The organism is Agriterribacter sp. (assembly GCF_035444585.1).
In the GTDB taxonomy this organism is placed as follows: Bacteria; Bacteroidota; Bacteroidia; order Chitinophagales; family Chitinophagaceae; genus Agriterribacter.
The window spans coordinates 1-10,833 of sequence record NZ_DAOMOZ010000172.1; the positions used below are offsets into that span (position 1 = coordinate 1).

Below are 10,833 nucleotides of genomic sequence, written 5' to 3' on the forward strand. Positions count from 1 at the left end.
AAAATGAAAGGACCGCCCGGCGCTTTTTAAAAAGCATCTGGAAAGAAATGGTGATCGATGATTATGAGTGGCACACCATTCACAAAGCAGAACAGGCGGTACAATCCATTTTTTCAGCAGCATTGAAGAACAATAAAACGGTGGGCGTGATCAGTGAAGCCGGCTGTCCCGGCATTGCCGATCCCGGGCAAATTTTAGTGGCGGCCGCTCAATCTTCCGGCGCATTGGTTAAGCCTCTGGTAGGTCCCAGTTCCATTATCCTGGCATTGATGGCCAGTGGTATGAACGGGCAGCATTTCAGGTTTGCGGGCTATTTACCGATAGACCATACGGCAAGAATAAAAGCAGTAAAGGCTATTGAAAACGAAGCGATCAGCAAACATTGCACCCAAATATTTATTGAAACCCCATACCGGAACAATCAACTGCTCGATACGCTGCTCAAAACCTGCAACCCGCTTACACGCCTGTGCATAGCCGCCGCCCTCACTTCTCCTGAAGAATTCATTAAAACAAAAAGCATTACAGAATGGAAAAAAGATAAGCCTGACCTGCACAAAAAACCGGCGATCTTTATACTGGGCGAAAGTTGACCCGCATGTAGTTAACGTACGATATTGCCATTCCTCGGGTCTTTCATGGCTACAATGCTGTCTACAACATACCGGCTGAATCCCCGCCATGGAATGGCTCCTTTATATTCCTTGTAATACAGATCGAACACCATGCCGGAGTTGGCCATTAATGTTTTTGCAACCTTTTCATTGGTTACAGAAAACTCAAAGTCGTACGACTGTATGGTGTTGGGCGAAAGGGAACGGATGCCCGACTGGATAAGCTTTCCTTCGTAGGTTTTAAACACATATCCTTTTTTTACGCAATAATTCAGTTCTCCCGATTTTACACCTTCTCCCAGAACAAAATAATAACGCACATAAATAAATATGGCCAGTGCAACTATAACAAGCAGCAAAAAAATACGAAAGAATTTTTTCATATGTGGTGTTTGAAATGCCAATTTAATCAATGTAGCTGAAATACTGTTGCACAGGTATAATATAAAATTCACTTTCCGCCCGTTCCTATAGCCCGGTTAGAATAGTTAACTTCGCTCATCTTTTAAAATACAATATATGAATATAGGAATAGTTTGCTACCCTACTTTTGGCGGAAGCGGTGTATTGGCTACAGAGCTGGGCATGGCGCTGGCCGACAAAGAACACAATGTTCATTTTATCACCTACCGTCAACCGGTACGGCTTACCGGTTTTCGTGCCAATATGTTTTACCATGAAGTGAGAGTTCCGACTTATCCTTTGTTTGATTATCCTCCCTATGAATCGGCATTGGCCAGCACCCTTGTAGATGTGGTAAAAAACAATAAGCTCGATCTCCTGCATGTTCATTATGCCATTCCGCATGCCTCTTCTGCCTACATGGCCAAACAGATCCTTCAAAAAGAGAACAAGTATGTTCCCGTAATAACCACCCTGCATGGTACGGATATTACCCTGGTAGGCCGCGATAAAACCTATGCGCCTGTTGTGGCCTTTTCCATCAATCAAAGCGATGCCATAACGGCTGTATCGGAAAACCTGAAGGAAGAAACCTACCGCACCTTTAAGATTGAAAAAGATATAGAGGTGATTTACAACTTTGTGGATGTACAGCGCTTCAGCAAAAAGCCTATTGATGCTTTCCGTAAAGTTATTGCACCGGATAATGAACGTATTATACTGCATGCTTCCAATTTCAGAAGAATAAAACGCATAGATGATGTTATTCACATATTCAAAAAATTGAATGATGTCATCCCTTCCAGACTATTACTGGTGGGCGATGGACCCGAAAGACCGATGGCAGAAGCCTTATGCAGGGAATTGAATTTGTGCGACGAAATACGCTTTGTTGGCAAGCAACAGGATATGGAGGAGATCTTTGCCGTAACCGACCTGTTTTTACTCCCTTCAGAATATGAAAGCTTTGGCTTATCGGCGCTGGAAGCTATGGCGGGTGGGGCACCCGTAGTGTCTACCAATGTTGGCGGGTTACCCGAAATTATAACACCGGGAGAAAACGGCTTTATGGCCGATATCGGCGATACCACCCAGATGGCACAGTACGCTATAGATATCTTAAAAGATGAAAACACTTTTAAGCGCTTTAAAACCAATGCCAGAAAACAGGCCGAAAACTTTGATATTACCCGTATTGTACCTCAGTATGAGCATTTGTATGAAAAATTGTATGAGGGATTTTGCAAAGGACAGCATAAAGAAAACAAGGTGCCGGAAATACAGAAGTAAATGTGAAGCACGTGCCTCAATGTGCAGGACTTAAAGAAAAATCATGACCATTATTGATACACATTGCCATTTGTACCTGGAGGAATTTGAAAATGATATTGAGCAGGTGATTGCAAATGCGCAGCACGAAAGTGTTCAGCAATTTTATCTCCCCAATATAGACAGTTCTTCCATTGAAAGTATGCTGCAACTGGAGGCAAAATACCCAGGCGTTTGCATACCCATGATGGGACTGCATCCCTGCTCTGTTGGTGCCAACTATAACGAAGAATTGCAAACAGTAGAAAGCTGGCTGCAAAAAAGGCGTTTTGCAGCCGTTGGTGAAATAGGGCTTGATTTTTACTGGGACCGCACTTTTGAAATACAACAGTATGAAGCTTTCCGGCGACAAACAGAACTGGCACTGCAATACCGGTTACCTATAGTAATACATACGAGAAATGCCATGCAGCAATGCATAGACGTGGTTGCTGAATATGCCGGCAGCGGATTAAAAGGTATTTTTCATTGTTTTGGCGGCACCCTGCAGGAAGCTGAAAAAATAACAGGTCTCGGCTTTTACCTGGGCATAGGCGGTGTGCTGACCTATAAAAAATCGGGGCTGCCTGCCGTACTGGATCATATAAGTCTGGATCATTTGGTTTTAGAAACAGATGCGCCTTATCTTGCTCCCGTGCCCAAACGCGGCAAAAGAAATGAAAGCGCTTACCTGAAGTATATTATAGCTGCTTTGGCCGGGATCAAAAACACCACGCCTGAAGAAATTGCGCGGATCACCAGTGCAAATGCTACATTCGTTTTCCAAAACAACAGTTAAATATGCCGGACGCTTCTTCACCCGGGGCGAGATTATTTATCATTTATACCGGGGGCACCATTGGAATGGCCCCCGACGATGCAACCGGCACACTTGTGCCCATGGGTTTCCGTGAAATAAAATACCATATACCGGAGCTTGCCAAACTGGGGTATGAATTTGACATGCATGCTTTTAATCCTCCCATAGACTCCTCCAATATGTCGCCGGAAATATGGATTGAACTGGCCAATCTCATTCATGATAATTATACAAACTACGATGGGTTTATCATTTTGCATGGCTCCGATACGATGGCTTTTACCGCATCGGCGCTCAGCTTTATGCTCGAAAATCTTGCCAAGCCTGTTATACTTACCGGCTCACAGTTACCCATAGGCGAAATACGCACCGATGCCAAAGAGAACATCATTACCACTATGGAAATTGCCGCCGCCAAAAAAAACGGTAAAGCCCGGGTACCTGAAGTTTGCATTTATTTCGACTATTATTTGTTCCGGGGAAACCGTGCCAAAAAATACAATACGGAAACATTTGAAGCCTTTAATTCATTCAATTACCCCCCATTGGCTGAAGCGGGTATAGATATTAACTATAATGACCAGTTTATATTAGAATATCCGAAGGAGCCTTTCAGGATCAATACCCGGTTTAACGCCGGTATAGCGGTGCTCAAAATGTTCCCCGGCATTACACAGCATGCTGTAAGCGGGGTGTTACATACCCCGGAGCTCAGGGCTGTTATCCTTGAAACTTTCGGTAATGGAAATACGATTACGGCTCCATGGTTTATTAATGAATTGAAAAAAAACATTGACAAAGGCATTATTGTGTTAGACAGAACGCAATGTGATGGCGGATCGGTGGAACTGGGGCGATATGAAACCAGCGCTTACCTGAAAGAGGCAGGAGTTGTTAGCGGGCATGATATGACTTTTGAAGCAGCGGTTACCAAATTGATGTTCCTGCTGGGCCAGGAATACCCGGTGGAAAAAGTCAGGCAACTGCTTGAAGTTTCTTTAAAAGGCGAGCTTAGCAAAAAATAAATAAAGCCGCCTGTCGGCACTAAGCCTAATAATACTATTTTTGCAGTCCTTCAAAAAAGGAGAGGTGTCCGAGTGGTTGAAGGAGCACGCCTGGAAAGTGTGTATACGGGAAACTGTATCGCGGGTTCGAATCCCGCCCTCTCCGCAAGCCAGTAAATGACCCCGCATAAGCGGGGCATTTTTGTTTTCAGGAGTGTGCAAAGGTTACTTTGCAAAACGACTGGAAATAAAAATGGAAGTGAGCAAAGCGAACGGTCATTTACTGGATCATGCCCGCCCGCCGAAGCTTTAGCGCAGGCGGGCTTTTCTACACGTGATAACTTCATCCTCAGTCATGATATTCAATAGCGGGCTACGGACGCCTGCGCCAGAGCTTCAGCGCCGGCACACGGACAAGGTCCGTTTAGTATAAAATTTCTGATATTCTGATTATATTGAGCCTTCATGTGGTACTGCGTTCACATCCCTGAGCTCAGTAATAAAAAACACTATGTTGGTTGCACCATCAGCATAAAAGAACGATTTGTCAGGCATACAAAAGGATATGTCCCTGCAACCAAACCACATCGCCCGCTCAAATTAATATTTAATAACTTGCATAGGCACATCAAACAGATAAACCATGAATACATACACGGTTAAAGCATTTGGTACGCAAGCGCCGGAGGCAGATTTAAAACAGATGCACATTGACCGTCGTGAAGCAACTGCAAAAGATGTTGAGATTGACATTTTATACTGCGGTGTTTGTCATTCCGATTTACATACAGCCCGTAACGAGTGGCACGGCACAGTGTATCCGAATGTTCCCGGACACGAAATCGTGGGCCGTGTTACCAAAGTTGGTAGCGGCGTTTCCAAATTTAAAGTCGGAGATCTGGCGGCTGTTGGTTGTATGGTAGACAGTTGCCGCGAATGCGAATACTGCAGGAAAGGATGGGAACAATATTGTGAAAAGGGGAATATCCAAACCTATAACGGCGCAGATAAGCATTTGAACAGGCAAACTTTCGGCGGTTATTCGGAACGCATTGTTGTGGATGAAGATTTTGTTTTGCGTGTTCCCGGTAACCTCGATCTGGCAGCTACCGCACCATTGCTTTGCGCAGGAATAACTACCTGGTCGCCTTTGAAACACTGGAAAGCAGGCCCCGGCCAAAAGGTAGGTATAGTGGGTATTGGCGGATTGGGCCATATGGGTGTAAAACTGGCTAAAGCGATGGGAGCACATGTTGTGGTCATTACAACCTCACCTTCAAAAGTTGAAGATGCAAAACGCCTTGGCGCAGATGAGGTAATTTTATCAAAGGATAAAGCGCAAATGAAAGCAAGCGCCGGTACATTGCATTTTGTGCTGGACTGTGTGTCTGCTCAGCACGATGTAAATGCCTATTTAAAACTATTGAAAACCGATGGCACCCTCGCATTGGTGGGAGCCCCGGCACATCCTTTACCCATAGCGGCATTCAGCCTTATACCCGGCCGGAAAAGCTTCGCCGGATCAACCATTGGCGGTATTGCCGAAACACAGGAGATGCTGGATTTTTGCGGTGAACATAATATCACGTCAGACATCGAACTTATTAAAATACAGGACATCAACAAGGCCTATGAACGCCTGCTGAAAGGCGATGTAAAATACCGCTTTGTGATTGATATGGCTTCATTGAAAGTATAGTTTCGCTCTTTTGCATCCAAGAACAGGTTTTAATCGCGCTGATGGAGATCAGGCTTTGGCCAGCTCCCGTATGTCGCCGATCTCTAAAATATTTTTAGCATACCCTTTCGTAACCGTGTTGATCATGGCCCGGCCTACCTGTTCCATGGTCAGTACGCTTTTCGGCGACAGTACCCTAATGATCTTCACAATCCATTTGTATACCGTCTTCCAGTTTTTCTGTTCCGGGAAAGGCAGCATAGCGCCCGGGCGAAAATTGTATTCAGCCTTAAACGGCAATGCAGCGAGGTCATTTTCTGTTTTGCCCTTTACCCGCGCCCACATTACCCTGCCCTTTTCCGTGCTGTCGGTATGGCTGCCTGATACATATGTAAACACCATACCGCTGTTCACTTTCAGCAGGCTTTTGGCAAAGGCCAGCGTTGTATCGCAGGTGATATGCCTGAACTTATCTTCCTTCATGCCTAAAGAGCTGATGCCTGCGCAAAAGAAGCAGGCATCATAACCTTTTACCTGTTCCGCATGGTTATCAAGCTTAAAAAAATCAGGCACGATCAATTCTTTGAGCTTTGGATGCTGCAATTCGTAATGCCTGCGGTTCACGATCAGCACTGCGTCAACTTCGGAATTTTGAAGGCATTCAAACAGAACGCCTTCACCTACCATGCCCGTTGCCCCGGTGATGACCACTTTGATACCAGCCATTGCTTTGTATTTGTAAATAAAGATCGGGAGAAAAAGCCAATGGTGTTTTCCCAATCAGCCCGCACTGTTTTTGTATGGGATCTCGCTCTGTACCCGGGCCGGTGCGGAAACTATTGAAGGGTTACCTGGTACCGGTTTATGTATTGAAGCAATCCCATAAAAATGTTGAGTGTTGTAGAAACAACGCTCGCAGACCGGTAGAAGGCCAACATGAGAAAACTTGATCTACCTTAAAAATTCATAGCAACCGGTTGGTTAACAATAAGCGAAATTGTTTTATATCGGGTCCTGTACAGGGTATTGTTTTAACTGTTTCTTTGCCCGCCACGGGCCACTGGTACGTTCCGCTACTGCGGCAAAAATACAAAACCATCGCAGGTATAGCGATTGCCCGCAAAAGGAGATGGGAATGTTTGCCGGATACCTATTATTATTATCATATTTTATTTATTAATGGGGTTAAGTAAGGGAACAGTAAGCAGAAATTACTCACTTTTACAGTAAAGATCAGGTCTCCCGGCTCCTGAAGCTAAGAAATGGAAAAAAAATTAAACCAGAAAATTTTCGGGAACATAAGTTATCAAACCCGATTCATGCGCGGTAAAAAGCAAAATTAACCCGATCTTGCTTTTGCCATGCTTATTGCCTCATCATTGTGTAAAATTCAATATCACCGTACCCATTTCGGGCCTGATGCGGATAACTGCATCGCCTGCAGACGTTGAAAAGTTTCCTTTGGATGCTTTGACCTGGTAATCCATTCCTTCAAACCTGCAACTTACAGTATGCGGGGCTATTTTTGTGAAAGGCAACAAGGCTGTGTCACCAGCCGAAAGATCCAGGAACCAATCGGCCGTTTTGTTTCCTTCTACTTTTAGCTGTATTTGTTTTTCGTCCGCATCCATTACCAGTGTTCCGCTCAGCGATTTCAATGGCCATTCTATGCGAAGCTTGCCGGGAACATCATCGTTTATGGTAGGAGTGCCGCCTTCCATGGGTATTGCTTTACCATCGGAAATGATCCGGAACTGCAATGCTGCAGGTTTACCGGCGATGCCCCAGCGATAGCCGTCAACAAAAGGAAGGGTAAAAAAAGAACACTCGTTGGATGTGGCTCTTTCTTTTGTATATATGGAAGGAAAATTTTCATTGAAAATATGGATATCGCGGAAGCGAAGGGTATTGTTTTCCCACAACAAATTGAAACGGTAAAAGCGGCTGTTGAACCATACTGTTTTTTTATTGCTTCCGTTCAGGTCATTGTTCACCGTAACAGATGTTGCCGGTGTAACCGGATATTTATTGCGGAACCATTCGCCGGATGCCGCCAGCGTTTCTACTTTTACCTTTCCTTCATTCCGCAAACGGGCGATCAATGGCATCTGTATCTCAAAACCCTTTGCCATGGCGTTCCACGTAAAAGAGTTTTCCTGCCCCGCCTGCACATAAGCATATTCCATACTTTGCCCCTCCACAAATTCTTTAAAATACCAGTGCACCCAGGCCGAATCACCGCCACCAGGCTGAGATGCAGGCTCCAGCGTTATCACGCCCTGCCCGTTGCTGCCGTTTCCCCCATCATCGTATTGCCGTACCGGGTCGCTGCCCAGCATCCGGAAAATGGGAACAGGCGTTTGGTTCTTTTGGGTTTGGGCAGGCATATATGCATTTATTTTACTGGGGTAGTAAGCCTGGTTCCAGTAACCGCCCCATAAGGTATATCCATCCGTGCCCAACTGGTCCTTGCAATTGGCAGAAGCAACAATTTTATACTTCTCATACAAATAATTCAGCGTATGGGCATCAATAAACCACGAGGCAACAGACTTTGGGTAATAACCGAATATTTTTTTAAAATCCTGCATATATACGTCCGCAAGCTGCTCCCGCTCCCCTGGCGTATAGCCGGTAGAAAACCCAACATGCGCATGCCAGTCCCACGGGTAACGGCCCCGCCACTTTAGCCCGGCCTTTTCTACCAGCGGCTGTGGAATTTCCCACCAGGCGCCTACTTCAAAAGATGGGGGAAGCTTTTTCAGCAATTGCTGGTAACGCTCATCCATCAGCGCATCATACTGCAATAAAAAAGTGCCGGGCAAATGGTGCTGCTGCATGATCTGCACCTGCTTTACCACGGTTTGGTACAGCACATCCTCTGTGATCTCAGCGATCCTTGGCTCCAGCAGGCGGATGAAATTAACGATGTTCACTATTCTGGGACGCTGCTCATGGTTTGTAGCATTTGGCGAATGGCTGTTACAACCGGCAAAACAAAACAGCAGCAATATTGAAATGAAGCGCGGGGAAAACTGGTTGATTGAAGTCATAGGCTCAAACCTACATGAAATTTTTCATTCATAAAACCTGCCCGTTCCGGCAGGCGGATAGATTTTACTTTCCGGCACGCATGTGAATTTAAGCTACACCTCTTTAGGATTTATGAACCAGATGGTTTGTTTTGCTGTAAGCCCGGGACATTTCAAATCCCCGTATTTTTGCTGTTATGAACAATATTGAAAGTGATTTACAAACGCGCTGGTGGAATCTTGAAGCAAAACTGGTGGAGCGTTTCGGAAAGAAACCCGACATGGAAGCCATTTTATTTTTGATCGGTATACAGGAGTTCGGAGAATTGCGAAATAAGTTTACCAAGGAACAAAAACAGGATTTAATGCATGTGGCCGTTTGCAGTTTGCTTGCGCAAAGCGGGTACTACGAGCTGGAAAAGGTGGATGATGACGGGTGGCCGCATTTCAGGCAGTTGATACCTCTTCCGGTTATGAATTTAATGGAACAGGAAAATTTTATGAAAGACCACGTTCTCCTGTACTTTGAAAACCATCAGTTTATATAAAGATCATCAGACCAGGACCGATAAGAAGGGGATCGGCTGTTAACCAGTGGCTTTTATGCAGGAAAGAGATTTATCGGTAACCGGGATTAATCCAACTGTTTTTTGTAACCTTTGCAGCACAAAAACTCAAACCATGAATTTTCCTGAAAACTTGCGTTACACCAAAGACCACGAATGGGTTCGTTTGGAAGGTGATACGGCAATAATCGGCATTACCGAATTTGCCCAGAATGAATTGGGTGATATCGTGTATGTTGAAATTGAGACCCTGGATCAGCACCTGGCTGCAGATTCTGTGTTTGGTACCGTAGAGGCAGTGAAAACCGTAAGCGATCTTTTTTTACCTGTAACAGGAACTATAGCTGAAATCAATCCTGAACTCAATAATCGGCCCGAATTGGTAAACACCGATCCTTACGGAGAAGGCTGGATGGTTAAAGTGAAAGTGGATAATGCCGCAGATGTAGAAACCCTGCTCACGGCCGATGCTTATGCTGCTCTTGTACAGGGCTGATGTTAATTGCATATGAAAGGAAAATTGCCGCACTCCATATGGCTTCCTGCTATGTGGTCTGTTATCATTTTTATTTTGCTGATCATACCGGGAAAAGATTTCCCCGAAGGACCTGAGATCCCCTTTTTTGACAAGATCGTTCATGTTTTCCTGTTTGCTGTGCAGGTATTTTTATGGTGCAGGTATATCGGGTATTCAAATGTCCGGAGGTCTTTGTGGATATTTTTGCTCATTTTTCTCATTTCGTGCATATATGGCATCGGAATGGAATATGTTCAGAAGTACTGGGTAGCCAACAGGGGTTTTGAAACGGGTGATATGATAGCCGATATTATTGGTTCCCTGAGCGGGTGGTTGAGCTATCGTTTTTTATTTTCAAAGAAACAGGGGAACGACCATAAAAAAAAATTGGCCTCTATAGAAATAGAGGCCGCAACCAAAACTAACTGCTTATGAGAAAATTGACTGTTTTTACAATCTCTTTATATTAAGACGCAAAACAAGGTAAAAAGGTTTAATCCTGTTTCGTTAAAATATTCTAAAGAACTTTTTATAAACGTAATATACAAAATTTAATTGCAATTACGATGCCATTGTTTCTTGAAGCAAAGTTCAGGAAAAACCAATCAATACAATCCTAATGATTTGTAAAAATCTCTTAAAGAACTGTTATTCATTCGGTTTATTATTTGAAACCAGGCTTCTTCCCTGTTAGCAGAGAATAATATCCCTTTCCGATACCCATTGTTACCCACGCCGGTTCATTTTTTTTATACACAATATGTATCTTTAGTTTTCTTCAACTCCCGATTTTTGAAACAACGCTTTTACGCTTTAGATGTATTTAGAGGAGCCGCAGTAGCTTTTATGATACTGGTAAACAACCCCGGAAGCTGGAAATACATATACCCGC

At 44.3% G+C, this 10,833-nt stretch carries 11 protein-coding genes and 1 tRNA gene; 9 read left to right on the forward strand and 3 right to left on the reverse strand.

Going from position 1 to position 10,833, the window contains the following annotated elements; all coding sequences use genetic code 11:
• A partial coding sequence (locus PLH26_RS16220) for an SAM-dependent methyltransferase (RefSeq protein WP_324587076.1) occupies window positions 1-593 on the forward strand: 593 nt, incomplete at its 5' end.
• Window positions 594-604: 11 nt separating this feature from the next.
• On the opposite strand, the gene PLH26_RS16225 is transcribed toward PLH26_RS16220, so the two are convergent.
• The gene (locus PLH26_RS16225) at window positions 605-997 is read right to left on the reverse strand and encodes a hypothetical protein (protein ID WP_324587077.1); all 393 of its coding nucleotides are present in this window, start codon (window positions 995-997) and stop codon (window positions 605-607) included.
• A gap of 136 nt (window positions 998-1,133) precedes the next feature.
• On the opposite strand from PLH26_RS16225, the gene bshA reads away from it, so the two are divergent.
• The 5 genes from bshA (at window position 1,134) to PLH26_RS16250 (ending at window position 5,847) form a co-directional block, all read left to right on the forward strand.
• Window positions 1,134-2,306 carry an N-acetyl-alpha-D-glucosaminyl L-malate synthase BshA gene (gene bshA, locus PLH26_RS16230; RefSeq protein WP_324587078.1) on the forward strand — a complete coding sequence of 391 codons (1,173 nt, stop codon included), beginning with the start codon at window positions 1,134-1,136 and terminating at the stop codon, window positions 2,304-2,306.
• 43 nt (window positions 2,307-2,349) lie between these two features.
• On the forward strand, window positions 2,350-3,123 hold the full coding sequence (locus PLH26_RS16235; protein ID WP_324587079.1) for a TatD family hydrolase: 774 nt from the start codon (window positions 2,350-2,352) through the stop codon (window positions 3,121-3,123).
• A gap of 2 nt (window positions 3,124-3,125) precedes the next feature.
• Complete coding sequence (locus tag PLH26_RS16240) at window positions 3,126-4,169, forward strand: asparaginase (protein ID WP_324587080.1); 1,044 nt, start codon at window positions 3,126-3,128, stop codon at window positions 4,167-4,169.
• Between the two features lie 58 nt (window positions 4,170-4,227).
• Window positions 4,228-4,314 (forward strand) — tRNA-Ser (locus PLH26_RS16245).
• 477 nt (window positions 4,315-4,791) lie between these two features.
• Window positions 4,792-5,847 (forward strand): NAD(P)-dependent alcohol dehydrogenase, encoded by a 1,056-nt coding sequence (locus PLH26_RS16250; protein ID WP_324587081.1) that lies wholly within the window; start codon window positions 4,792-4,794, stop codon window positions 5,845-5,847.
• Window positions 5,848-5,895: 48 nt separating this feature from the next.
• Here PLH26_RS16250 and PLH26_RS16255 read toward each other — a convergent pair whose 3' ends face one another.
• On the reverse strand, window positions 5,896-6,552 hold the full coding sequence (locus PLH26_RS16255; protein ID WP_324587082.1) for an NAD-dependent epimerase/dehydratase family protein: 657 nt from the start codon (window positions 6,550-6,552) through the stop codon (window positions 5,896-5,898).
• Window positions 6,553-7,202: 650 nt separating this feature from the next.
• Window positions 7,203-8,879, reverse strand: coding sequence for a hypothetical protein (locus PLH26_RS16260; protein WP_324587083.1), 1,677 nt, complete (start codon window positions 8,877-8,879; stop codon window positions 7,203-7,205).
• A 176-nt stretch (window positions 8,880-9,055) separates the two neighbouring features.
• On the opposite strand from PLH26_RS16260, the gene PLH26_RS16265 reads away from it, so the two are divergent.
• The 3 genes from PLH26_RS16265 (at window position 9,056) to PLH26_RS16275 (ending at window position 10,376) form a co-directional block, all read left to right on the forward strand.
• The gene (locus tag PLH26_RS16265) at window positions 9,056-9,406 is read left to right on the forward strand and encodes a hypothetical protein (RefSeq protein WP_324587084.1); all 351 of its coding nucleotides are present in this window, start codon (window positions 9,056-9,058) and stop codon (window positions 9,404-9,406) included.
• 133 nt (window positions 9,407-9,539) lie between these two features.
• Entirely contained in the window at window positions 9,540-9,920 is a 381-nt protein-coding gene (gene gcvH, locus PLH26_RS16270; protein ID WP_324587085.1) for a glycine cleavage system protein GcvH, read from the forward strand.
• Window positions 9,921-9,932: 12 nt separating this feature from the next.
• The gene (locus tag PLH26_RS16275; RefSeq protein WP_324587086.1) at window positions 9,933-10,376 is read left to right on the forward strand and encodes a VanZ family protein; all 444 of its coding nucleotides are present in this window, start codon (window positions 9,933-9,935) and stop codon (window positions 10,374-10,376) included.
• The last annotated feature ends 457 nt before the right edge of the window (window positions 10,377-10,833 follow it).

Bases quoted from the DNA above. Each gene is read 5' to 3' on its own strand.
- PLH26_RS16235 (WP_324587079.1), top strand. From the start codon at position 2,350: ATGACCATTATTGATACACATTGCCATTTGTACCTGGAGGAATTTGAA.
- PLH26_RS16225 (WP_324587077.1), bottom strand. From the start codon at position 997: ATGAAAAAATTCTTTCGTATTTTTTTGCTGCTTGTTATAGTTGCACTG.
- gcvH (WP_324587085.1), top strand. From the start codon at position 9,540: ATGAATTTTCCTGAAAACTTGCGTTACACCAAAGACCACGAATGGGTT.
- PLH26_RS16250 (WP_324587081.1), top strand. From the start codon at position 4,792: ATGAATACATACACGGTTAAAGCATTTGGTACGCAAGCGCCGGAGGCA.
- PLH26_RS16255 (WP_324587082.1), bottom strand. From the start codon at position 6,552: ATGGCTGGTATCAAAGTGGTCATCACCGGGGCAACGGGCATGGTAGGT.
- PLH26_RS16275 (WP_324587086.1), top strand. From the start codon at position 9,933: ATGAAAGGAAAATTGCCGCACTCCATATGGCTTCCTGCTATGTGGTCT.
- PLH26_RS16240 (WP_324587080.1), top strand. From the start codon at position 3,126: ATGCCGGACGCTTCTTCACCCGGGGCGAGATTATTTATCATTTATACC.
- PLH26_RS16265 (WP_324587084.1), top strand. From the start codon at position 9,056: ATGAACAATATTGAAAGTGATTTACAAACGCGCTGGTGGAATCTTGAA.
- bshA (WP_324587078.1), top strand. From the start codon at position 1,134: ATGAATATAGGAATAGTTTGCTACCCTACTTTTGGCGGAAGCGGTGTA.
- PLH26_RS16260 (WP_324587083.1), bottom strand. From the start codon at position 8,879: ATGACTTCAATCAACCAGTTTTCCCCGCGCTTCATTTCAATATTGCTG.